At 65.3% G+C, this 21,613-nt stretch carries 22 protein-coding genes and 1 pseudogene; 15 read left to right on the top strand and 8 right to left on the bottom strand.

Features of this window, described 5'->3' with window-relative positions; translation table 11 throughout:
• The 7 genes from IE224_RS15935 to minE all read left to right on the top strand — a co-directional run bounded on the left by IE224_RS15935 (window position 1) and on the right by minE (window position 6,007).
• Complete coding sequence (locus IE224_RS15935; protein ID WP_167623538.1) at window positions 1-546, top strand: TRAP transporter small permease; 546 nt, start codon at window positions 1-3, stop codon at window positions 544-546.
• Window positions 543-1,820: a TRAP transporter large permease gene (locus IE224_RS15940; protein WP_191311796.1), complete on the top strand. Its 1,278-nt coding sequence runs from the start codon at window positions 543-545 to the stop codon at window positions 1,818-1,820. Before IE224_RS15935 ends, IE224_RS15940 begins: the two co-directional genes overlap by 4 nt.
• Before the next feature lie 35 nt (window positions 1,821-1,855).
• Window positions 1,856-2,869, top strand: a complete 1,014-nt coding sequence (locus IE224_RS15945; protein ID WP_167623536.1) for a TRAP transporter substrate-binding protein — start codon at window positions 1,856-1,858, stop codon at window positions 2,867-2,869.
• Window positions 2,870-2,949: 80 nt separating this feature from the next.
• Window positions 2,950-3,879 carry a DMT family transporter gene (locus IE224_RS15950; RefSeq protein ID WP_229849413.1) on the top strand — a complete coding sequence of 310 codons (930 nt, stop codon included), beginning with the start codon at window positions 2,950-2,952 and terminating at the stop codon, window positions 3,877-3,879.
• Between the two features lie 255 nt (window positions 3,880-4,134).
• Window positions 4,135-4,887 carry a septum site-determining protein MinC gene (gene minC / locus IE224_RS15955; protein WP_229849414.1) on the top strand — a complete coding sequence of 251 codons (753 nt, stop codon included), beginning with the start codon at window positions 4,135-4,137 and terminating at the stop codon, window positions 4,885-4,887.
• Window positions 4,884-5,732, top strand: coding sequence for a septum site-determining protein MinD (minD, locus tag IE224_RS15960; protein WP_167623535.1), 849 nt, complete (start codon window positions 4,884-4,886; stop codon window positions 5,730-5,732). Before minC ends, minD begins: the two co-directional genes overlap by 4 nt.
• Window positions 5,729-6,007 carry a cell division topological specificity factor MinE gene (gene minE / locus IE224_RS15965; protein ID WP_191311798.1) on the top strand — a complete coding sequence of 93 codons (279 nt, stop codon included), beginning with the start codon at window positions 5,729-5,731 and terminating at the stop codon, window positions 6,005-6,007. Before minD ends, minE begins: the two co-directional genes overlap by 4 nt.
• Before the next feature lie 641 nt (window positions 6,008-6,648).
• Here the strand turns inward: minE and repC are convergent.
• The 3 genes and pseudogenes from repC to IE224_RS15980 form a co-directional block, all read right to left on the bottom strand.
• A complete protein-coding gene (gene repC / locus IE224_RS15970) occupies window positions 6,649-7,746 on the bottom strand; it encodes a plasmid replication protein RepC (protein WP_191311799.1) in 1,098 nt (365 codons plus the stop codon).
• 178 nt (window positions 7,747-7,924) lie between these two features.
• A complete protein-coding gene (gene repB, locus IE224_RS15975; protein WP_167623597.1) occupies window positions 7,925-8,830 on the bottom strand; it encodes a plasmid partitioning protein RepB in 906 nt (301 codons plus the stop codon).
• A pseudogene (locus IE224_RS15980) lies at window positions 8,830-9,810 on the bottom strand (nucleotide-binding protein). The gene repB and the pseudogene IE224_RS15980 overlap by 1 nt, the downstream one beginning before the upstream one ends.
• A gap of 199 nt (window positions 9,811-10,009) precedes the next feature.
• Here IE224_RS15980 and IE224_RS15985 point away from each other — a divergent pair.
• Together IE224_RS15985 and IE224_RS15990 are read left to right on the top strand one after the other, a co-directional pair.
• Complete coding sequence (locus IE224_RS15985; RefSeq protein ID WP_191311801.1) at window positions 10,010-10,249, top strand: AbrB/MazE/SpoVT family DNA-binding domain-containing protein; 240 nt, start codon at window positions 10,010-10,012, stop codon at window positions 10,247-10,249.
• Window positions 10,246-10,653: a type II toxin-antitoxin system VapC family toxin gene (locus IE224_RS15990; protein ID WP_191311803.1), complete on the top strand. Its 408-nt coding sequence runs from the start codon at window positions 10,246-10,248 to the stop codon at window positions 10,651-10,653. The genes IE224_RS15985 and IE224_RS15990 overlap by 4 nt, the downstream gene beginning before the upstream one ends.
• A 312-nt stretch (window positions 10,654-10,965) precedes the next feature.
• On the opposite strand, the gene IE224_RS15995 is transcribed toward IE224_RS15990, so the two are convergent.
• From IE224_RS15995 to IE224_RS16015, 5 genes are all read right to left on the bottom strand, one after another.
• Window positions 10,966-11,493, bottom strand: coding sequence for a sterol desaturase family protein (locus IE224_RS15995; RefSeq protein WP_191311804.1), 528 nt, complete (start codon window positions 11,491-11,493; stop codon window positions 10,966-10,968).
• Complete coding sequence (locus tag IE224_RS16000) at window positions 11,490-12,215, bottom strand: fatty acid desaturase (protein WP_191311806.1); 726 nt, start codon at window positions 12,213-12,215, stop codon at window positions 11,490-11,492. Before IE224_RS16000 ends, IE224_RS15995 begins: the two co-directional genes overlap by 4 nt.
• Window positions 12,216-12,382: 167 nt before the next feature.
• Entirely contained in the window at window positions 12,383-13,498 is a 1,116-nt protein-coding gene (gene nagA, locus IE224_RS16005) for an N-acetylglucosamine-6-phosphate deacetylase (protein WP_191311807.1), read from the bottom strand.
• 4 nt (window positions 13,499-13,502) lie between these two features.
• Entirely contained in the window at window positions 13,503-14,528 is a 1,026-nt protein-coding gene (locus IE224_RS16010) for an SIS domain-containing protein (protein WP_191311809.1), read from the bottom strand.
• The gene (locus IE224_RS16015; RefSeq protein WP_191311811.1) at window positions 14,525-15,298 is read right to left on the bottom strand and encodes a GntR family transcriptional regulator; all 774 of its coding nucleotides are present in this window, start codon (window positions 15,296-15,298) and stop codon (window positions 14,525-14,527) included. Before IE224_RS16015 ends, IE224_RS16010 begins: the two co-directional genes overlap by 4 nt.
• A gap of 245 nt (window positions 15,299-15,543) precedes the next feature.
• Between IE224_RS16015 and IE224_RS16020 the strand changes: the two genes are divergently transcribed.
• The 6 genes from IE224_RS16020 (at window position 15,544) to IE224_RS16045 (ending at window position 21,603) form a co-directional block, all read left to right on the top strand.
• A complete protein-coding gene (locus tag IE224_RS16020) occupies window positions 15,544-16,434 on the top strand; it encodes an N-acetylmuramic acid 6-phosphate etherase (RefSeq protein ID WP_191311812.1) in 891 nt (296 codons plus the stop codon).
• A gap of 40 nt (window positions 16,435-16,474) precedes the next feature.
• The gene (locus IE224_RS16025; protein WP_191311814.1) at window positions 16,475-17,731 is read left to right on the top strand and encodes an ABC transporter substrate-binding protein; all 1,257 of its coding nucleotides are present in this window, start codon (window positions 16,475-16,477) and stop codon (window positions 17,729-17,731) included.
• Window positions 17,732-17,807: 76 nt separating this feature from the next.
• Entirely contained in the window at window positions 17,808-18,725 is a 918-nt protein-coding gene (locus tag IE224_RS16030; protein WP_191311816.1) for a carbohydrate ABC transporter permease, read from the top strand.
• A 10-nt stretch (window positions 18,726-18,735) separates the two neighbouring features.
• Window positions 18,736-19,575 (top strand): carbohydrate ABC transporter permease, encoded by an 840-nt coding sequence (locus IE224_RS16035; RefSeq protein WP_191311817.1) that lies wholly within the window; start codon window positions 18,736-18,738, stop codon window positions 19,573-19,575.
• Window positions 19,572-20,594 (top strand): Gfo/Idh/MocA family protein, encoded by a 1,023-nt coding sequence (locus IE224_RS16040; RefSeq protein ID WP_191311819.1) that lies wholly within the window; start codon window positions 19,572-19,574, stop codon window positions 20,592-20,594. Before IE224_RS16035 ends, IE224_RS16040 begins: the two co-directional genes overlap by 4 nt.
• 10 nt (window positions 20,595-20,604) lie before the next feature.
• Window positions 20,605-21,603: an ABC transporter ATP-binding protein gene (locus tag IE224_RS16045; protein WP_191311821.1), complete on the top strand. Its 999-nt coding sequence runs from the start codon at window positions 20,605-20,607 to the stop codon at window positions 21,601-21,603.
• The last annotated feature ends 10 nt before the right edge of the window (window positions 21,604-21,613 follow it).

Here is a 21,613-nt window from a genome sequence, read left to right on the forward strand (position 1 = left end):
ATGGCGCGGGCAACGCACCTGTTCTTCCGGTTCCTCGACATCCTTCTGGCCCTGCTGCTGGCCACGATGGCGATCATGGTCTTCGTCAATGTCGTCATGCGCTATACCATGAACTCGGGCATCGCCGTGTCGGACGAGCTGGCGCGCTTTGCCTTTGTCTGGCTGACCTTCATCGGCGCGGTCGTGGCCCATCACCACCACCAGCACATGGGGATGGAAACCGTCGTGGCGCAGTTCGGCCGGCGCGGCCGCATTGTGCTGATGGGCCTGTCCAGCCTGCTGATCCTGGGCTGCGCGGGCGTGCTGACGCTGGGCACCTGGAAGCAATTGCCCATCAACGCCAGCATGAGCGCGCCGGTCACCGGCCTGTCGATGGCCTGGGTTTACGGCATCGGCCTGTTCACCGGCATCGGCATCATCGTCATCACGGCCGAGCGGCTGTTCCGCCTGCTGACCGGCAGGATCACCGAGGCCGAGATCAACAGCTTCGGCGGCGACCATGACCACAGCCTGCCCGAGGGCAGCACCCGGGGACACCAGGAATGACGCTGCTGATCTTCATCGTCTCGCTGCTGGGGGCCATGGCCATCGGCGCCCCGGTCGCCTTTGCGCTGATCTTCTGCGGCGTGGTGCTGATGTCCTACATGGGCATGTTCAACACCCAGATCATCGCCCAGAACATGCTGATCGGGGCGGACACCTTCACGCTGCTGGCGATCCCGTTCTTCATCCTCGCGGGCGAGCTGATGAACGCGGGCGGGCTGTCCAAGCGCATCATCGACTTTGCCATCACCTGCGTGGGCCATATCCGCGGGGGGCTTGGCCTTGTCGCGATCATCGCGGCGGTCATCATGGCCTCGATTTCGGGCTCGGCGGCGGCTGACACCGCGGCCCTGGCCGCAATCCTGATCCCGATGATGGCGCGCGCGGGATACAACGTGCCCCGTTCGGCCGGGCTGATCGCGGCGGGGGGCGTCATCGCCCCGGTGATCCCGCCCTCGATGGCCTTCATCATCTTCGGCGTGGCCGCCAACGTCTCTATCTCCCGGCTGTTCATGGCGGGCATCGTGCCGGGCATCCTGATGGGGCTGTCGCTGGCCGTGACCTGGATGATCGTGGCCCGCAACGACCGGGTCGAGACCCTGCCCCGCGCAAGCTGGGCCGACCGGGGACGGGCCTCGGGCCGGGCGGTCTGGGCCCTGGGGATGCCGGTCATCATCCTGGGCGGCATCAAGCTGGGCGTCGTCACCCCGACCGAAGCCGCGGTGATCGCCGCCTTCTACGCCCTGTTCGTCGGCATGTTCGTCTATCGCGAACTGAAGCTGGCCGACCTGCCTGCGGTGCTGATCGCGGCCGGGCGGACAACGGCTGCGATCATGTTCCTGGTCTGCGCGGCCCTTGTGTCGGCCTGGCTGATCACCGCCGCCAACATCCCCGCCGAGATCACCGGCTATATCGAGCCGCTGATCGAGAACCCCAAGCTGCTGATGCTGGCCATCATGATCCTGATCCTGATCGTCGGCACCGCCCTGGACCTGACGCCCACGATCCTGATCCTGACCCCGGTGTTGATGCCCATCATCACCAAGGCAGGCATCGACCCGATCTATTTCGGCGTCATGTTCATCATGAACTGCTGCATCGGGTTGCTGACGCCGCCGGTCGGCGTCGTGCTGAACGTCGTCAGCGGCGTCGGGCGCGTGCCGCTGGGCAAGGTGATCATCGGCGTCTGGCCGTTCCTGATCGCGCAGATCCTGGTGCTGCTGCTGCTGGTGGCATTCCCCAGCATCGTCATCGTTCCGGCGAACTGGTTCCACTGACCTTACAAGACCAAACAAAACGGGAGGAAAAGACCATGAAACATACCATCCTGACCGCCGCCCTCTGCGCGGCCACCGCACTGACCGCAGCCGGCCCGGCCCTGGCCCAGTTCCAGGAACGCACCTTCCGGGTGTCGAACGGCATCAACGAAGACCACCCGGTCAATACCGGGATGCAGGCGATGCAGGCCTGCCTGGACGAAAAGACCGGCGGCAAGATGAAGATGCAGGGCTTCTGGGGCGGCGCGCTTGGCGGCGACCTGCAGGCCACGCAGGCGCTGCGCAGCGGCCTGCAGGAAGCGGTCGTCACCTCGTCCTCGCCGCTGGTGGGGATGGTGCCGGCGCTTGGCGTCTTCGACCTGCCCTTCCTGTTCCGCACCCCGGAAGAAGCCTATGCCATCATGGACGGCGAATTCGGCGACATGCTGAACCAGAAGCTGGACGAGGTGGGCCTGGTCAACCTGGCCTATTGGGAAAACGGCTTCCGCAACATGTCGAACTCTCAGCGGCCCATCACCCAGTGGGAAGACTTCGAGGGGATGAAGGTTCGCGTGATGCAGAACAACATCTTCCTGGACACCTTCTCGAACTTCGGGGCCAACGCGACGCCCATGTCCTTTGGCGAGGTCTTCTCGGCCCTGGAAACCAAGGCGATCGACGCGCAGGAAAACCCCTATGTGACCATCGACACCTCGAAGTTCTACGAGGTGCAGGAATACATCAGCGAGACGAAGCACGCCTATACGCCGTTCCTGTTCCTGTTCTCGAAGGCGATCTTCAACACCTATTCGCCGGAAGAACAGCAGGCGCTGCGCGACTGCGCGATCGTCGGCCGGGATGTCGAACGCAAGGCCATCCAGGAGCTGAACCAGCAGTCACTGGCGAAGATGCAAGAGGCCGGTTTGAAGTTCAACACCATCTCGCCCGAGGATCAGGAGGAGATGCTGGAGAAATCGCAGGTCGTCTATGAAAAGCACAAGGACGCGATCGGCGCCGATGTCGTGGACCAGGTGCAGGCGGCCCTGGCGGAACTGCGCGCAGGCAACTGATCCGGCGGCTTTCAAACAGCCTGCGGCGCCGGTGACGGCGCCGCAGGCATGACAACAAACGGCTTGGGGCGGGATTCTGGATGTCAGGCAATCTGGCAGGCGCGCTGCTGATGCTGCTGGGAATGGCGGCATTCGCGCTGAATGACACGATCGGCAAATGGCTGGTGGCCGATTACGGAGTGGCCCAGGTGATCCTGCTGCGGTCGCTTGCGGCCGGGCTGATGATGGCGCCCTTCTTCCTGCGCGGAAAGGGCGTCGTGGCGCGGGTCAAGTCGGCACCACGTCCCGGCCTGCAGGCCCTTCGCGCGATCTGCGCCACGGCCGAGGTGTTCTGCTTCTACCTGGCCGTCTTCTATATGCCGCTGGTCGACGTGATGGCCTTCTGGATGGCCGCGCCCATCTATGTGGTGGCGGTGTCCCCCCTTCTGCTGGGCGAAAGGGTATCGGCCAAGACCTGGACCGCCGTCGCGGTGGGCTTTGCGGGCGTCCTGATCCTGCTGGCCCCATCGCTGCAGGTGTCCGGGCTGGGCGTCCTGTTCGCCCTGCTGGGCACGGCGGCCTTTGCGGCGATGGTCATCCTTGGCCGGTCCCTGCGCGAGACGCCCGACCGCGACCTGGTGCTGTTCCAGCTTGCCGCCGCGACCCTGGCCGGGCTGGTGCTGGCGCCGTTCGACTGGCAGCCTGTCCGGTCCCTGTCCGATCTGGGCTTGCTGTTCCTGCTGGGCGTGGTCGCGACGGCCGCCCATATGTTGGTCACGCGGTCGCTGAAGCTGGCCGATGCCTCGGTCGTGGCGCCGCTGCAATATTCGCTGCTGGTCTGGGGCGCCCTGCTGGGATTTGTCGTGTTCGGGGACGTCCCGGCCACCGGCATGATTGCCGGTGCGGCGCTGATCGTGGGTTCCGGCCTGATCGTGCTGCGCCGCAGCTCGCGCGATGACAAATCGGCAACGACCGAGGCGACCGCGCCGTCGCCGGGCAAGGGGCTTGCGGTCGAGGATCCGGCGGCCTGAAGGGAAGCCGGCCCCGCCATCCATTTCTTTGATCGCCCTTTTGGTGCAGCCGCGCCCCTGGCCACATCGTCCTTGCCTTCGGGCTGGACATGGCTGCCGGGGCGGGGCAATCACACGTCAAGGGCGTCGGCGGGTTCCTGCCGGCACGCACGCGGTGTCTTTCCCCATCGGGGCGCTTCGTGGGAAATGGCCCCCTAATGAAGAGCGGCCCGACATTTGAGTCGCCACCCGCCAGAGCAGGAGCAGAGGATCGACGTGTCAGAAGGATACGCCCGTGCCCGGCAAGCCATGCCGTCGGCCAGAACTGCCCCGTTCCAGGTTCGCGGCAGGTTCCTGACCGTTCTTGCCCTGCGGATCGACAGCGATGTTGCCGACGACGCCTTCCATGCCCAGCTTGGCGAACAACTGGGCCGCACGCCGCAATTCTTTTCCGGTGCTCCGATGGTGCTGGATCTGGCCCAGGCCCCGGGCCTGCAGGATCCCGACCGCATCCGCGATCTGGTGGAACGGCTTCGCAAGCGCGACCTGCGGGTCTTCGGCGTCCAGAACGCGCCGGGCCTGGACGGGGGGCTTCTGGCCGATCTGGGCCTGATCCCCGTCAGCACGGGGCGTGACGCGCCCATCGCCCGCGAACCGGCCCCGGCCCCCGTTGCCGCAGCCCCTGCCCCACAGCGCCCCGCCGAAAACAAGGTCATCCGCTCGCCCGTGCGGTCGGGACAGATGGTCGTGGCCGACCAGGGCGACCTGACGGTCATCGGATCGGTCGCATCCGGGGCCGAACTGATCGCGGCGGGAAATATCCACGTCTATGGCACGCTGCGCGGCCGGGCCATGGCAGGCTGCCACGGCAACGAGAACGCGCATATCTTCTGCCAAAGCCTGGACGCCGAACTGATAGCCATCGCGGGCCTTTACCAGACCAGCGAGACGCTGGACGGGGCCGTCCGCGACCGCTGCACGCATATTTACCTGGAGAACGAGAAACTTCGCATGGAGGTGATCGCATGACATCGGAAGCCAAGAAGGACGCGCCCCTGGGGCGGGTCATCGTCATCACCTCGGGCAAGGGGGGCGTCGGCAAGACGACCTCGTCCGCGGCAATCTCGGCGGGGCTGGCAAAGCAGGGCTTCAAGACGGTCGTGATCGACTTCGACGTGGGCCTGCGCAACCTCGACATGATCATGGGCTGCGAACGCCGCGTGGTCTTCGACTTCATCAACGTGATCCAGGGCGATGCCAAGCTGAAGCAGGCGCTGATCAAGGACAAGCGGCTGGAAACCCTGTTCATCCTGCCCACGTCGCAGACCCGCGACAAGGACGCGCTGACCAAGGAGGGCGTCGAGCAGATCCTGAACGAGCTGAAGGCCGAGTTCGATTATATCGTCTGCGACAGCCCCGCGGGGATCGAGCGTGGCGCGCAGATGGCCATGTATTACGCCGACGAGGCCGTGGTCGTGACCAACCCCGAAGTGTCCTCGGTGCGCGACAGCGACCGCGTGCTGGGCCTTCTGAGCAGCCAGACCAAGCGCGCCGAAACCGATGGCGCTGAGCCGATCAAGGCCCAGGTCCTTCTGACCCGCTATGACCAGGCCCGCGTGGACAGCGGCGAGATGATGACCGTCGAGGACGTGCTGGAAATCCTGGCCGTGCCGCTTCTTGGCGTGATCCCGGAAAGCAAGGCGATCCTCAAGGCCTCCAACGTCGGCACGCCGGTGGTGCTTGACGAACCCTCGGCCGCCTCGCGCGCCTATGAGGACGCGATCTCGCGCCTGACCGGAACCCAGGTGGAAATGCGCATCCAGGGCGAACGCCGCCCCGGCCTGTTCCAGCGTCTGTTCGGACGTGCGACATGAACCTGTTCAGCTTTGTCCGCAAGCCGCGCCCGGCCCAAAGCGCGCAGACCGCCAAGGATCGCCTGCAGATCCTTCTGGCCCATGAACGCAGCAGCGGCACGGCCGAGGCCGATTACCTGCCGATGCTGCAGCGCGACATCATCGCGGCGATCCGCAAGCATGTGCCCATCATCGGCGACAAGGATGTCGATGTGCGCATGGAACGCGGCGACCAGATGTCCAGCCTCGAGATCAATATCGACCTTCCGGCAAGCCTTCCCCCGAAGAAAGGCTGACGTCCCTTGCCTGGTGCCACTGGCACCGGGCCCGCGCCTTTACCACGGCCTCTGGCGCGCCAGATACCCGTTATGCGGCATCCGGCACAGGATCTTCCAGAGTAAGCCGCTGATTTTAAGTTATAAAAATAACACTATACAAAAAGTCAAGTTGTCCGGGAACAACTGCGGGGTATTGTTGGTTTTTGTGCATTCTGTTTGTAGGTATTGCTATGTGCCAAACCCACAGCGCCCCTGCGTTTCGCCCCGCTGTTTCCGTCGACGATTGGAAGATCATCATGGCGGCGATCCAGGCTTACTCTCACAATTCGGAATATCGCGATCTTCTGGGCCGGCTTGAACATCAGGCAGCCCTGAACGGCGTTCTTGAGCCGCGTCGACAACCTGGACGGCAACGGACCTATAGCTGACGCCGGGACGTTTGTCAGATCCACTTTTCCTGAGGATGCAGCCTGTTACAAATGCGGGGCCGTTTGGCATGGTTTCTCACCAGCAGACGGTTGCGGAACAGATGCAGCCCCCTGCCCTTGCGGAACAGGCTTTTCTGTCCGGAATGGCACGTCACGCGGCAATTCCTTGGTTCATCGCCCTGCCTGATCCGCCATTGCTCCTCGACCGACCAAGGTTGACAGCTGTCAACTTCACAAACCCGGCGCTTCCTGCCGCCGCAGCAAGGCCTTGATCATCGGGCCGATCCGGAACGTCTCGGCTTGCGCCAGACGACGCAGATAGGCGCCAGGGTTTCGAATGTCGCTGAAGCGCTGCAGGATACAGGACAGGGCCACCGCCGCCTGCCCTTCCCCCAGGCTTTGGCGGGCAAAGCTCCAGGTCTCGCGGGTGATGCCCAGCATGGGCCGCACGAAATCGGCCACCCTTGCCAGGTCATGCCAGTTTCGGACCGGCGCTTGGGCATAGGTTGCAATTTCTGGCGCGGCTTTCAGCACAAGCTCCAGCGGCGGCAGTTCGTTTGGCTCATCGGCTTTTACAGATTCAAGATCATCTGAGTCTGTATTCTGTTGGTGCCGCTCATTTTGGCTGTCATTGCCGCTCATTTCCGGTGCTTCGACCAAGGATCCCAAGTCGGCAAGCAAGCAAAGCAGGCGGGACTCGATCTGGCCAAGCGCGGCTAGGTCCAGCTTGCGCCGCATCATTCGCTGCAGTTCGGCCAGGCACGCCCCTGACTGCATTCCGGGCTCGGCAGGGGACAAGGCAAGATCACGCAGCAGCAGGGAGATCGACTGGCGTGTCTTGCGCACAAGTCGGCGCGCCTCGCGCGCATCCTCGGCCGCTTCGGCGATTTCGGCAGCACGATCCAGAAGAGGCCGCAGGTCGAAGCCGAAGACCCGGTCGATCCGGCCCTGGCCGTCGCGGGTTGCGTATCGCTTGCCATTGGGGCTGTCGCAGCGGTTGATCAAGCCTGCCTGGCACAACGCGGCCAGGTGACGGCGCAGGGTGCTTTCCGGCATCCCGTGCAGCCGGGCCGAAAGAGAGGCATTCGATGGAAACACCATCAATGCTCCCGCGCGCAACTCGCGGCCTGGATAGAAGGACAGCAGCGCCGACAGGACCGCCAGATTGCGGTCCGTCAGCCCCAAGGCCTCGCGCCCGTCCGTCAGATCCTGGATCAGGGACCACTTGTCGACGGATTGCTGCCAGGACGCGGACAAGGGCGTTTCGTCCGCCGAAAGACGATGCGCTTCCGGCCGCCGCCCTTGTGAGGTGGTGGAAATATGTCTCATTCGCGATGTCACAAGGCAAATGAAGGCCGACGCCGGAACCGACGGTGTTGACAGCTGTCAACTTATGCCGCTATCTTCGAGGTGCTAGATCGAGAGAACGGCCCTTTGGGATGTCATGTCCTGGGGGGCTTTTCTTTTGCCGTCCTGTGCCTCCTTGCTGGTTGGGGTTTGTTGTTGCTCACGGCCGGCGCTCCAGCCAGTCGCGGTGAATCTCGGCGATATTGTCGATCAGCCAGTCGGCGAAGTCGCGTCCCGGACCGTCAAGCTCGATCACGGCGCGCGCCGCGCCGCGCCGTGCCTGGCCCAGGGCCGCACCGTCGGCGGCTTGCAGGACCTGGGTGGCCGGACGGGCAGGGGGGGTGGCAAGCCCCGCCAGGACGGCGGCGAAGCGTGTGTCCGAATCGGGGCCGGCGGCCAGCGACACCAGTTCGTCAACCGACCGGCCCTCTGCCTTTTGGGCCAGGGCAAGCCAGCGGTCGCGTCCGGCCGAAGGTGCCGCGCCGATGGCCCGGATCAGCCGGTCGGGCAGGGCCTCGACAACCGTCAGCATCCGCGAGATGACCGTCTTGTCGATCGACAGCGCATCGCAGACCAGCTTCCGGTCATAGCCCGCAGCCACCATCTGCCGGGCAAAGTTGGCCTTCTCGATAAAGCTCAGGTCTTTCCGGGCCGAGTTCTCCTGCCCTTGGGCCACGATCAGCTCGCGGTCGTTCAGGCTGCGGACCATTGCCTTGACCGGCATTCCCAGACGGCGCAAGGCGGCAACCCGGCGGCGCCCGAAGACGATGTCGTACCGCCCCTCGAGGTTCAGCGACTGGCGCAGAAGCACCGGCACCTGCTGGCCATATTCCTTGATCGAGGCCATCAATCCCTCGATCCCGGCCGGATCGTCGTCCAGCCGGTCCTCGACCCCGGCATTGTCGATCATGTCGGCCGGCACCTCGATGATGGCGCGGTTCTTCAGCTCGTTGATGGATTTTGACACGGCACCGATGGCGCCGCGGTCGGACCGGGGCAGGGGGCTGCGTCCATCATCGGGCGCGGGTGCCGCCATCAGGTTCTTCAGCAGATCCTTGCGTGCCATCATCCCCCCTTGCGGCCCCAGGCCGCCTGGATAAGCCCCTCGATCTCGCCATTGACCGCGTTCAGGCTTTCGAGCGCGCGTTCATAGGTGGCGCGGGTGAACTGCGACTTCAGGACCGGGTGGTTCAGGACATGGTCCCCGAACATGGACCGCATGAAGCTGACCATCTGGTTTTGCGGGCCGTCGCCGGGTTCATAGCGGGTGACGACATAGCGCATCCAGTCATAGTCCATGTCCCCGCCGGCATCGGCCACCACCCCCAGCAGGTTCGAGGTCATCACCGTTGCCGCCGACAGCGCCGACATGGTCAGGAACCCCAGTGACTTCGGCCAGAACATCGCCAATCCGGGTAAAGAAATAGTTGCCGGACTGTTCGCGCAACGCCATGGGCGTTGCATGTTCGAACTCCATCAGGTCCAGGTTGCCGGGGATCAGGTCCAGGTTGGTGAAATAGGTCTTCTGGATCACCTCGCGCAGCGGCACCGGGTCGTCATAGCGGATCGAATCATAGATCGTGCCCCCGTCGGGCAGATCCAGTTCCGGCTGGACCCCGTGCAGGGCCGAAAGGCTCGCCTGCGGGTCAAGGTCGATCGCCAGGACCCGATAGCCGTCAAGCGCCAGCTTCTGCTGATCACCTGAAGGTGGTCGTCCCCCCGCCGCCCCGGCAGATAGGTTCCTGCGGATTTCGCCCCTTTTTCAAGGAGTTCTCGCAGATCCTGGATATCGGCCGGGGTATAATAGCGCCGTCCCCCCGCCCGCGTTTCAGGCGAGGGACCCTTGCCCTCGAGGTCCAGCTTGCGCAGATAGGCGTCCTTGACGCCCAGCAGATCCGCCACCTCGCCCGAGGTGAACTTGCGCAATTCACGCTTGGCGTCGGGCGGGAAAAGCTGTTCGCGATGCGCGTGCAGCCGCTCTGAAAGCGCGGCGGCATGGGTGCCGACCAGCTTGTCGATCCGCGTCTTTGGCTGCACACTGCCCATGCTGCCGTCCTTATCTTGGTGACAGCCGCTGGGTTACGCTTCATGCCGTCATATTCTGTTTGTTGCGTAATTTATCGTCGCCTTTTTCGATTCTGACAAGGGCTAAATCACCCGACCGCCCTGTCTGCGTGGCAGCCCGGAAAGATTGTTTCATCTTGTCCTTTGTGGTAATACTTGCGGTATTACCGATGGGATCATCATGCGCATCACCACCAAGGGCCAGGTCACCATTCCCCAGATGGTGCGGGATCATGCCGGGCTGCAGCCGGGGACCGAGGTCGATTTCATCATCGGCGACGATGGCGTGGTCCGGGTCGTTCCGGCCGGGCAGGGGGCCGGGCAGAAGGCGATGCGGCTGGACGCCGCCATCACCGGGCTGCGCGGCAGCGCGGACACCATCCTGTCCACGGATGAGATCATGGCCCTGACCCGCGAATGACGCCGGTCCTGGTCGATGCGAACATCCTGATCGATATCTCGACCGCCGATCCCGTCTGGTCCGAATGGTCTGCCGAGGCGCTGATGCGTCTGGGACGCGAGACACGGCTGGTCATCAACCCGCTGATCTATTCGGAACTGTCCATCGCCCATAGCCGGATCGAGACGCTCGAGGCGCTGCTGCCCGAGGATGTCTTCCATCGCGAGGCGCTGCCTTGGCCCGCCGCCTTTCTGGCGGGGAAGGCCTTTCTGGCCTATCGCAGGCGCGGCGGCCTTCGCAGATCCCCCTTGCCCGATTTCTACATCGGCGCCCACGCCGCCCTCCGCCGCTATCGCCTTCTGACCCGCGATCGCGGTCGGTACACGACCTATTTCCCGACGGTGGAGGTCATCGCGCCGGAATGAGAACAGCCGGGGCGCTTCCGTCGATTGGCACCTGATACAATATCGCAGGCTTTCTGAAAACGGTCGTTTGATGGCGCTTTATACGCACTGTAGTCGGCGTTAACCCGGTGCTTTCCTTGCGTCTTCTTCACCCAATGAGCCAAGGCCGCACTTGAAACCTCGTGAAAAAGCGGGCGGCCAAACCAATGCATCAGCTAGCGAAGTAATCCGCAGTTAGCTACAAAAATGCGGGCAGGAAAGCCGAACCTGCTGAAAAACTTCATTGGCCAATGCCCCTGCTGAAGCCTGGGGCACATTGCGTCAGCGCCGCACTCAATCCTCGGGCCGATCGGCGCGCCAGGCGTCGCGGTGCTTGGACTGGCGTTTCGCCAGGACGCCCGAGGATTTCAGCTGCGCCTTGAGATCGTCGACCGGCGGGGCATAGACAAAGCCGAAGGACACGCAATCGTCGCGCCCTTCGACCGCGTGATGCAGCCGGTGCGCTTGGTAAAGCCTGCGGAAATAGCCGCGCTTGGGGACGTAGCGAAAGGGCCACCGCTGGTGCACCAGACCGTCATGGACGACGAAGTAGATCACGCCATAGACGCTGGCACCGACCGCGACCCACCACAGCCACGGCCACCATGCGCTGCCGATCGCGAAAAGCAGGATCGAGATCACCGCAAAGACCACGGCGTAAAGGTCGTTCTTCTCGAACGGGCCGTGGGTTTCCTCGTGGTGGGACTTGTGCCAGCCCCAGCCCAGCGGCCCGTGCATGATCCAGCGGTGAACCGAATAGGCGAAGCCTTCCATGGCCACGACGGTCAGGACGACGATCATGACGGGGATCAGAACGCTCATCTTTCATCCTTTCCGCGCGTCGAGGGTAACTGCCACCAGGGCACGGACGGGTAAAGGTGGTGTTCATGGTGATAGCCGCCGAAGTGAAAGCAGGTCAGCAGCGACAGGGGCCGCCCGAACCGGGTCGATCGGGCGTTGTGGCGGTCGGGAAAGGCGTCGTGGTCCGGCCGGTGCGGCAGCCAGGTGCCGAAGACGAAAAGCTGCATCGAGGCCAGGATCGAGGGCACGGCCCAGAAGGTCACATAAGCCCAGCGTGGCCCCAGGATCAGCGCATAAAGGATCACCGAACCACCCAGCACCCAGAACTCGCGCCAGCCGAAATAGGTGCGCACGAAGTCGATATACCAGGACAGGGGCCCGCCGCGGCTGAAATCGGGGTCGTCATCCGTGCCGGCATGGCGGTGATGGGCCATGTGCTTGACGATCAGCTTGCGCCAGGAAAATCCCGCGAACAGCAGCAGCGCCAAGGAACCCAGGCCCTTGTTGATCCCCGGCCGGCCCGCAACGATGGCGCCATGCATCGCGTCATGCGCGACGATGAACAGCCCGACGGACAGCCAGGTCAGCCCGATCAGGCAAAGGAGTGCAAGGACAGGCGATGCCGGCGCGTCCAGATGCCACACCGCAAAGACGTGCAGGGCAAGCCAGGCGCAGATCACCGCGCCTGCAAGCGCAAGGCCGACAAGGCTGGACAAGGGGAAGCGTCGCCGCGGTTCGGACAAGCCCTGTCTCCATTCTCGCAATGCATCACCAGCCGCAATCTATGACCGCGCAGGAACAGTTTCCAGTCGAAGCTTCGTGATCCGATCCGTGCCGCGGAAAGGCTATCCGTCCACTCTGCCCTGCTGCATAGTCGTCCGCGCAGGATGAAGCGCAGGCCGTTGAACCTTTAGAAGCCCAAACATTCCTTCAGGTGCAGGTCGTCGTCCAGCAGCAGCATCTCGGCCCGGGTGCCGGGCCGGATAGCGCCGTAATCAGCCGACCGCCCGATCAGCGCGGCGGGGATGGCGGACGCCATGCGCAGCGCCCGTTCGATGGGGACGCCAAGCGTGCCGACCAGCCGGGCCACGGCGTCCGGCAGGGTCAGGTCGGCGCCCGCCAGAGTGCCGTCGGCCAACGTCAGCCTGCCGTCCTGGCGCAGGACCTGCCTGCCATGCAGCGTCATCTCGGTCAGGTCGGTGCCGGCAAAGGCCATGCAGTCGGTGACAAGGAAGATCCCTTCGGGCCGCGCCGCCAAAGCCAGCGACATCGCCGCCGGATGCACATGCACCCCGTCTGCGATCAGGCCGGCGGCGCAGGTTCCGGTCAGCACCGCGCCCACCAGGCCGGGGCTGCGGTGGCCAAGCTGGCTCATGGCGTTGAACAGATGGGTCGCGCAGCGCGCCCCGGCGCGAAAGGCCGCCATCGCGGTCTCGTAGCTGCAATCGCTGTGGCCCAGGCTGACGACCGCGCCCGCCTGCGACAGGGCATGGATCTGCTGGGCCGTGGCGGCTTCGGGGGCCAGGGTGACCATCAGCGCGGGCAAATCCCGCGCCGCCCGGCACAGCCGGTCCAGATCCGCCTCCTCCATCGGCCGGATCAGCGCGGGATCATGGGCGCCCTTGCGGCGCGGGTCCAGATGGGGGCCTTCCAGATGCAGGCCCAGGAACCCCGGCACCCCGGCCCGCGCGGCCTTCAGGCCCGCCGCGATCACGCCAGCCGTGGCCTCGGCCGTGTCGGTGATCAGCGTGGGCAGCACCCCGGCGCTGCCCAGGGCGCGATGCGCGGCGCAGAGCCGTTCCAGATCCGCGACATCCGTTGAACCGGACACCAGGACCCCGCCGCCGCCATTGACCTGAAGATCAAGGAAGGCAGGCACCAGCGTGCCTTCCAAAGCCCGGCTGACCGGCGGCGCCTGCTCCTGCGGCAGCAGGGCCGCGATCCGCCCGCCCCGGACCACGACGGCATGGCCGGTCAGGAAGCGGTCGCCGTCGAAGATCCGCGTGGCTGTCAGAACCTCCTGCATCGTTCTAGACCGTTTCCGTGACCTTGCGCAGATGGGGCGGCATGTCGGGATCGAAGCCCCGCGCCCGTGCCAGCCCCTCGACGCAGGCATAAAAGGACACCGCCAGCACCAGGGGCGCCACGACCGGATGCAGATCCGGGACCGAGGGCAGGGTCACCGCGCCCGCGGCCTCGGCCCCGGTCAGGAAGACATCGGCACCCTGACCCGCCAGGCGTTCCGCCGTGGCGACAAGCTGCGGCAGGGCGGCATCCGCGACGCCCAGGGCCAGCACCGGAAAGCCGGGCTGCACGATGGCCGCGGGCCCGTGCAGGACCTCGGCTGCGCTGAAGCCTTCGGCGTGAAGGCCGCAGGTTTCCTTCAGCTTCAGCGCCGCCTCGCCGGCAATGGCCACGGCCGCGCCGCGCCCCAGGACATAGGCCGATCCGGCCCCGGTCAGGCGCGCGGCAAGGGGCGACCAGTCGCAGTCAAGCGCCTTGGCAAAGGCATCAGGCAGATCCGCCACCGCCTGGCACAGCGCCGCGTCCTGCCGCCATTCGCCCAGCAGCGCCAGCCCGGCCAGGATGCTTGTCACAAAGGTCTTGGTCGCGGCCACGCTGCGTTCGACCCCCGCCAGCAGCGGCAGCGCATGGGCCGAGGCCTGGGCCAGCGGGCTGTCCGGCGCATTGCTGATGGCCACCGTCAGCGCCCCCCCGGCGCCTGCCGCGCGCAGCATCTCGACGATGTCGGGACTGCGGCCCGATTGCGAGATGCCGATGCAGGCCCCCTGCGCCAGATGCAGCGGCCGCCCATAGATCGAGGCGATGGACGGCCCCAGCGAGGCCACGGGCAGGCCCTGTTCCAGCTCGATCGCGTATTTCAGATAGGTCGCCGCATGGTCCGACGACCCGCGCGCGACGGTGGTGACCACCACGGGCGCGCAGTCGCGCAGCGCCGCCGCCGCCGCCAGCACGGCGTCGCGGCTGCCGTCCAGGAAACGACGCGCGGCTTCGGGGATTTCGGCGATCTCGCGCGCCATGTGGCTTTGGTTCATCCGGGCCTCCTGTCCGTGTCGGGTGCCGATTTCAGTTCCACGGCGAAATCATAGGCATCGCCTCGATAAAGCGATCTGGTGAATTCGATCACCTGCCCCGAGGGCAGGTAGGAAATGCGTTCGATCCGCAGCCCCGCCGCCCCCGGCGCGACCTGCAGGAAGCCCGCATCCGCAGCCCCCAAGTTGGTCGCCGAAATGCGCTGCACGGCCCTGACCGGGCGCAGCCCCCGCGCCTCGAGCACGCTGTAGAGCGAGCTTTCCACCTGGTCCGGCCGGGGCAGCACCTGCTGCGACAGCGAGGCCCGCTCGATCGCCAGGGGCAGGCCATCCGACAGGCGCACCCGTTCCAGCCGCGCCACCCGGTCGGCGGATCCCAGGCCCAGGGCCATCACCTCCTCGGGGCTGGGCGCGAAAAGCCCGCGCCCGATCCAGCGGCTTTCCACCGAACGGCCACGCCGGGCCATGTCCTCGGTGAAGGATGTCAGCAGCGACAGCGCCTGTTCCAGCCGCTCCACCTTGCGCGCGACAAAGGTTCCCGATCCGCGCCGCTGCACAAGCTGCCCCGAGGCCACCAGTTCCTGCACGCCCCGGCGCACCGTCACCCGCGACAGGCCCGTCATGCTGGCCATTTCCCGTTCCGGAGGCAGGCTGTCGCCCGGACCAAGCCGGCCCGAGGCGATGGCATCCGCAATGCGCCGCTGAAGCTGCAGGTAAAGCGGACCATGGCCTGTTTCCGAAAATCCCCTGGGGCTGAACGGATCGTCGGTCATGGCGCCCGCCCCCGGTCCGGTGCCAGGGCGCTGCCGCGCAAGGCCAGGCGGCACGCCGCGCCTTTCGCATCATTGACCAGATCAAGCGCCATCCGAATCTCCTGCCTGACCTAGTAATACCAAACAAATGCCAATCGGAAGAAGATTCGGTTGGGTGCGGGACAGAAAGGATTTTATGGCCTGTTCTGACAAAGGTCTTTACAGATGGTATTGCTTTGGCATCATCTTGCCAGCGGAGGAATCACATGGACCCTCGTCCCACCGAACAGCGCCACCCCTTGGCCCAAGGGCTGCACCTGCGCCCGGCGGCGCAGATCGGTGCGCTTTTCGTGCAGGCGCAGACCGATGCGATCGCCAGCCTGCCGGCAGCCCTTCCGGCAGTCGAGGCGGCGGCCCAGGCCGCTGCGGCGGCGCTGCGGCGGGGCGGAAGGCTGGGCTATGCCGGCGCGGGCAGTTCGGGCCTGATGGCGCTTGCCGATGCCCTGGAACTGGCCGGCACCTTCGGCATCCCGCCCGACCGCACGCCCGTCCTGTTTGCGGGCGGCGCATCGGCGCTGCTGCAGATGCGCGGCGATGTCGAGGATGACGCCGAGGCCGCGGCCGAGGATTTCAAGCGCAGCGGGCTGTCGCGGGGCGACGTGCTGGTGGTCGTGTCAGCCTCGGGCAGCACGCCCTATGCGCTGACGGTCGCGCAGGCTGCCAGGGCCGCGGGCGTGACGGTCGTGGGCACTGCCAATGTCGCGTCATCACCCCTTCTGGATTTGGCCGATATCGCGGTCCATCTGGCGACCCCGCCGGAACTGGTGGCGGGATCGACCCGGCTGGGCGCGGCGACCGCGCAAAAGGCCGCGCTGAACCTGATGTCGGTGCTGCTGGGCATAGACCTGGGCCATGTCCATGACGGCTTCATGGTCAATGTCCAGGCCGACAATGCCAAGCTGGTCGGCCGCGCCGCCCGGATCGTGGCAGGCGTGGCCGGCGTGGACGACGCGACGGCCAAGACCGCCCTGGCGCAGACCGGCGGCGCGGTGAAGCCGGCGATCCTGGTGGCGCAGGGACGCACACCGGACGACGCGGAACAGGCGCTGCGGCAAAGCGGCGGCCATCTGGCGCCCCTGCTGGCGGCGGAACAATAACCAACGGGCGCGAAACGGCGCCCTTCACAGGGAGACGACGATGAAAAAGACCCTCGGAACGGCCCTTCTGGCGGGCACGATGCTGGGCGGGACCGCCTGGGGCCAGGATGTCACGCTGACCATCGAAAGCTGGCGCAACGACGACATCACCATCTGGCAGGACACCCTGATCCCCGCCTTCGAGGCCGCCAATCCCGGCATCAAGGTGGTCTTCTCGCCCTCGGCCCCGGCCGATTACAACGCCGTGCTGAATTCCAAACTGGACGCGGGATCGGCGGGCGACCTGATCACCTGCCGCCCCTTCGACGCCTCGCTGGAGCTTTACAACAAGGGCCAGCTGGCCGACCTGACCTCGCTTGCCTCCATGGCGAACTTCTCGGACGTAGCGAAATCGGCCTGGCAGACGGACGACGGCGCGGCGACTTTCTGCGTGCCCATGGCCTCGGTGATCCACGGCTTCCTGTATAACGCCGACGCCTTCGAGGAACTGGGCCTGACCCCGCCCGCGACCGAGGAGGAATTCTTCGCCGTCCTGGACAAGATCAAGGAAGACGGCACCTATGTGCCGATGGCAATGGGCACCCAGGACCAGTGGGAAGCCGCGACCATGGGTTACCAGAACATCGGCCCGAACTACTGGAAGGGCGAGGAAGGCCGCAAGGCGCTGATCGATGGCACGCAGAAGCTGACCGACGAGCCCTGGGTCGCGCCCTTCGTCCAGCTTGCGAAATGGAAGGACTATCTGGGCGACGGGTTCGAGGCGCAGACCTATCCCGACAGCCAGAACCTGTTCACGCTGGGCCGCGCCGCGATCTATCCGACGGGGTCGTGGGAAATCGGCGTCTTCAACCCGCAGGTCTCCTTCACCATGGGGGCCTTTCCGCCGCCGGTGCCAAACGCGGGGGACACCTGCTATATCTCGGACCATACCGACATCGCGCTTGGCATGAACGCCAAGACCGCCCATCCCGAGGAAACGAAGACATTCCTTGAATGGGTCGGGTCGCCCGAATTTGCCACGCTTTACGCCAATGCGCTGCCGGGCTTCTTCTCGCTCAATTCGACCGCGGTCGAGATGGAGGATCCGCTGGCCAAGGAATTCGTGTCCTGGCGCGAGAAATGCGAGCCGACGATCCGGTCCACCTATCAGATCCTGTCGCGCGGCACGCCGAACCTGGAAAACGAGACCTGGAACGCATCCGCCAACGTGATCCGCGGATCCGAGACGCCGGAAGACGCGGCCAAGCGCCTGCAGGAAGGCCTTGCCTCGTGGTATGAACCGCAGCAGGCGCAGTAAGGCGCCCGACGGTTCGGCAGGCCGGGGCTGACCGTCCCGGCCTTCTTGCGCAGATAACAGGCAAGGGGACGCGATCATGGCGAAGGGACGGCCGATCCGCTGGCATATCGCGGTGTTTCTGGCACCGGCGGTGCTGGTCTACAGCGCGATCATGATCCTGCCCCTGTTCAGCACGCTGAACCTGTCGCTGTTCACCCGGACCGAAGGCGGCACCGCCTTCGTGGGCCTGGACAACTTCCGCACGCTGTTCGGCGATCCCCGCTGGTCGGCGGCCTTCTGGAACGCGCTTGGCAACAACCTGTGGTTCTTTGCCGTCCACATGCTGGTGCAGAACCCCATCGGCATCCTGCTGGCCGCGCTGCTGTCGTCGCCCCGGCTGCGGTTTTCGGCCTTCTACCGCACGGCGATCTTCATCCCGACCATCCTCAGCTTCGTGGTCGTGGGCTTCATCTGGAAGCTGATCCTGTCGCCCTTGTGGGGGATCGCGCCCAACATGCTGGACATGGTGGGCCTGAAAAGCCTGTTCGCCCCCTGGCTGGGGAAAGAGGAATATGCCCTGACGACGCTGGCGCTGATCTCGGTCTGGCAGTTCGTGGGCATCCCGATGATGCTGATCTATGCGGCCCTTCTGTCGATCCCCGACGACATCATCGAGGCGGCCGAGATGGACGGGATCACCGGCTGGTCGCAGTTCTGGCGCATCAAGCTGCCGCTGATCCTGCCCGCGATCGGCATCATCTCGATCCTGACCTTTGTGGGCAATTTCAACGCCTTCGACCTGATCTATGTCAGCCAGGGGGCGCTTGCGGGGCCGAATTTCGCCACCGACATCCTTGGGACATTCCTGTATCGCACCTTCTTCGGCTTCCAGTTGCAACTGGGCGACCCGCATATGGGCGCGGCCATCGCCACCGCGATGTTCGCCATCATCCTGGTCGGGGTCTGCATCTATCTGTTCCTGATCCAGACGCGGCTGCGCCGCTATCAGTTCTGAGGGCGGAACCATGAGCCAGCCCCGACAGTCCCCCGCCCGCAGCATTGCCGCCCACACGGTGCTGATCCTGTGGACGCTGATCGCGCTGTTTCCCGTCTTCGTGACGGTCGTGAACAGCTTCAAGTCGAAACGGGCGATCTTCACCCAGCCCCTGGCCCTGCCGGGGCCGGACAGCTTCGACCTTGTCGGCTATCAGACGGTGGCCAACCAGGGCGATTTCGTGGCCTATTTCCAGAACTCGCTGGTCGTGACCTGCCTCAGCCTGTTCTTCGTGCTGCTGTTCGGGGCGATGGCGGCATTCGCGCTGTCGGAATACCGCTTCCGGGGCAATACGCTGATGGGGCTTTACCTTGCCCTTGGCATCATGATCCCGATCCGGCTGGGCACGGTGGCGATCCTGCAGATGATGGTGGCGACGGGGCTGGTCAACACGCTGACCGCCCTGGTGCTGGTCTATACCGCGCAGGGCCTGCCGCTGGCGGTGTTCATCCTGTCGGAATTCATGCGCAACGTGTCGGACGACCTGAAGAACGCAGGCCGGATCGACGGGCTGTCGGAATACCGCATCTTCTTCCGGCTGGTGCTGCCGCTGGTCCGGCCCGCGATGGCGACGGTCGCGGTCTTTACCATGATCCCGATCTGGAACGACCTGTGGTTCCCGCTGATCCTCGCGCCCTCGGAATCCACCAAGACCATCACCCTGGGCAGCCAGGTCTTCCTGGGGCAGTTCGTGTCGAACTGGAACGCCGTCCTGGCCGCACTGTCGCTGGCGATCCTGCCGGTGCTGGTCCTTTACCTGATCTTTTCCCGGCAACTGATCCGGGGCATCACCGCAGGAGCCGTGAAATGATCCGTGTCCTTGTCGCAGGCCTTGGCAACATGGGCCAAAGCCACGCCCTGGCCTATCACAAGAACCCGGACTTCCAGATCGTGGGCCTCGTCAACCGCACCCCGCGCCCGCTGGCCCCCGGGTTGGAGGCCTATCCCTTCTTCGACGACTATGCCCAGGCCCTGGCCGAGACCAAGCCCGACCTGGTCTGCGTCGCCACCTATTCCGACAGCCACGCCGACTATGCCGTGGCGGCGATGGAGGCGGGCGCCGATGTCTTCGTCGAAAAGCCCCTTGCCACCACCGTGGCTGACGCGCAGCGCGTCGTCGATGCCGCCGCCCGCCTGGGCCGCAAGCTGGTCGTGGGCTATATCCTGCGCCACCATCCAAGCTGGCAGCGCCTGATCGCCGAGGCCCGCGCGCTTGGCGGGCCCTATGTCTTCCGCCTGAACCTGAACCAGCAAAGCTCCGGCCCGACATGGGAGGTGCACAAGGCGCTGATGGAAACGACGCCGCCCATCGTCGATTGCGGCGTCCATTACGTCGACGTGATGCTGCAGATCACCGACGCCGATCCGGTCGAGGTGCGCGGGATGGGCCTGCGCCTGGCCGATGACATCGCGCCGGACATGTACAACTACGGTCATTTCCAGGTGCTGTTCGCCGACGGATCCTTGGGCTGGTACGAGGCGGGATGGGGGCCGATGATGTCGGATACCGCCTTCTTCGTGAAGGATGTGGTCAGCCCCAGGGGCGCGGTCTCGATCAGGATGCCCGACAGCGCGCGGTCGGACGACATCGACACCCATACAAAAACCTCGACCCTGCGGGTGCATCGGGTCGGCCAAGGGCACGAGGATCTGTCGATGGCGGACGAGCCGGGGCACCAGGATTTGTGCGACCGGGAACAGGCCTTCATGGCTCGCGCCATCGCAAATGATCTGGATCTGACGCGCCACATGCAGGACGCCGTGCGGTCGCTGGCCATCTGCCTTGCGGCGGATGAAAGCGTGCGGACCGGCCAGATCGTGAAACTGTAAGGGACGGCGAATGGGCCAGCTAACACTTTCCGGCGTGACGAAGAACTTCGGACCGGTCGAGGTCATCAAGGGCGTGGACCTTAAGGTCGCGGACGGAGAGTTCTGCGTCTTTGTCGGACCGTCCGGCTGCGGGAAATCCACCCTTCTTCGCATGATCGCGGGGCTGGAGGATGTCAGCGGCGGAACCGTGACGCTGGACGGGCGCGAGATCACCAACCTTCCCCCCGCCCGGCGGGAAATCGCGATGGTGTTCCAGTCCTATGCGCTTTACCCGCATCTGACCGTGCGCGACAACATGGGCCTGGCGCTGAAGCAGGCGGGCCATCCCAAGGGGGATATCCGCGCCGCGACCGACCGCGCCGCCACCATGCTGTCGCTGGACGCGCTGCTGGACCGCCGCCCGGCCGAACTGTCGGGCGGTCAGCGCCAGCGGGTCGCCATCGGCCGCGCCATCGTGCGCCGTCCCAAGCTGTTCCTGTTCGACGAGCCGCTGTCGAACCTGGACGCCGCGCTGCGCGTCCAGACCCGGATCGAGATCGCGAAACTGCACCGCGACCTGGGCGCGACCATGGTCTATGTCACCCATGACCAGGTCGAGGCGATGACCCTGGCCGACAAGATCGTGGTGCTGCGGGCGGGCAAGGTCGAACAGGTCGGCGCGCCGATGGAATTGTACAACGATCCTGCCAATACCTTCGTGGCGGGCTTCATCGGCTCGCCGCAGATGAATTTCCTGAACTCGGTTGCCCTGGGCCTGTCGTCGCACAGCGCCGGCATCCGGCCCGAGCAGGTGCAACTGACCGACGGGCCCGGCCAGATCAAGGGCACGGTCAGCCATGTCGAACGGCTGGGTGGCGAGACGCTGGTCTATGTCCATGCCGAAGGCCACGGCCTTCTGACCGCGCGGTTGTTCGGCGAACATGACCGCGCGGTGGGCAGCGACCTGGGGATCACCTTCGACCCGGCGCGGCTGTTCCACTTCGACAAGGCCGGCCAGCGCCTGCGCTGACCGGCACGCC

Source organism: Paracoccus aerius (genome assembly GCF_014656455.1).
Classification (GTDB): domain Bacteria; phylum Pseudomonadota; class Alphaproteobacteria; order Rhodobacterales; family Rhodobacteraceae; genus Paracoccus; species Paracoccus aerius.

Excerpts from the sequence above, each read along its gene's own strand:
- IE224_RS16030 (WP_191311816.1), top strand. The coding sequence starts at position 17,808 with ATGGCGAAGGGACGGCCGATCCGCTGGCATATCGCGGTGTTTCTGGCA.
- minD (WP_167623535.1), top strand. The coding sequence starts at position 4,884 with ATGACATCGGAAGCCAAGAAGGACGCGCCCCTGGGGCGGGTCATCGTC.
- IE224_RS16015 (WP_191311811.1), bottom strand. The coding sequence starts at position 15,298 with ATGACCGACGATCCGTTCAGCCCCAGGGGATTTTCGGAAACAGGCCAT.
- IE224_RS15990 (WP_191311803.1), top strand. The coding sequence starts at position 10,246 with ATGACGCCGGTCCTGGTCGATGCGAACATCCTGATCGATATCTCGACC.
- IE224_RS16045 (WP_191311821.1), top strand. The coding sequence starts at position 20,605 with ATGGGCCAGCTAACACTTTCCGGCGTGACGAAGAACTTCGGACCGGTC.
- IE224_RS16025 (WP_191311814.1), top strand. The coding sequence starts at position 16,475 with ATGAAAAAGACCCTCGGAACGGCCCTTCTGGCGGGCACGATGCTGGGC.
- IE224_RS16020 (WP_191311812.1), top strand. The coding sequence starts at position 15,544 with ATGGACCCTCGTCCCACCGAACAGCGCCACCCCTTGGCCCAAGGGCTG.
- nagA (WP_191311807.1), bottom strand. The coding sequence starts at position 13,498 with ATGCAGGAGGTTCTGACAGCCACGCGGATCTTCGACGGCGACCGCTTC.
- IE224_RS16010 (WP_191311809.1), bottom strand. The coding sequence starts at position 14,528 with ATGAACCAAAGCCACATGGCGCGCGAGATCGCCGAAATCCCCGAAGCC.
- minE (WP_191311798.1), top strand. The coding sequence starts at position 5,729 with ATGAACCTGTTCAGCTTTGTCCGCAAGCCGCGCCCGGCCCAAAGCGCG.
- IE224_RS15940 (WP_191311796.1), top strand. The coding sequence starts at position 543 with ATGACGCTGCTGATCTTCATCGTCTCGCTGCTGGGGGCCATGGCCATC.
- IE224_RS15945 (WP_167623536.1), top strand. The coding sequence starts at position 1,856 with ATGAAACATACCATCCTGACCGCCGCCCTCTGCGCGGCCACCGCACTG.
- IE224_RS15985 (WP_191311801.1), top strand. The coding sequence starts at position 10,010 with ATGCGCATCACCACCAAGGGCCAGGTCACCATTCCCCAGATGGTGCGG.
- IE224_RS15995 (WP_191311804.1), bottom strand. The coding sequence starts at position 11,493 with ATGAGCGTTCTGATCCCCGTCATGATCGTCGTCCTGACCGTCGTGGCC.
- IE224_RS15935 (WP_167623538.1), top strand. The coding sequence starts at position 1 with ATGGCGCGGGCAACGCACCTGTTCTTCCGGTTCCTCGACATCCTTCTG.
- IE224_RS16035 (WP_191311817.1), top strand. The coding sequence starts at position 18,736 with ATGAGCCAGCCCCGACAGTCCCCCGCCCGCAGCATTGCCGCCCACACG.
- IE224_RS16040 (WP_191311819.1), top strand. The coding sequence starts at position 19,572 with ATGATCCGTGTCCTTGTCGCAGGCCTTGGCAACATGGGCCAAAGCCAC.
- repC (WP_191311799.1), bottom strand. The coding sequence starts at position 7,746 with ATGAGACATATTTCCACCACCTCACAAGGGCGGCGGCCGGAAGCGCAT.
- repB (WP_167623597.1), bottom strand. The coding sequence starts at position 8,830 with ATGGCACGCAAGGATCTGCTGAAGAACCTGATGGCGGCACCCGCGCCC.
- IE224_RS15950 (WP_229849413.1), top strand. The coding sequence starts at position 2,950 with ATGTCAGGCAATCTGGCAGGCGCGCTGCTGATGCTGCTGGGAATGGCG.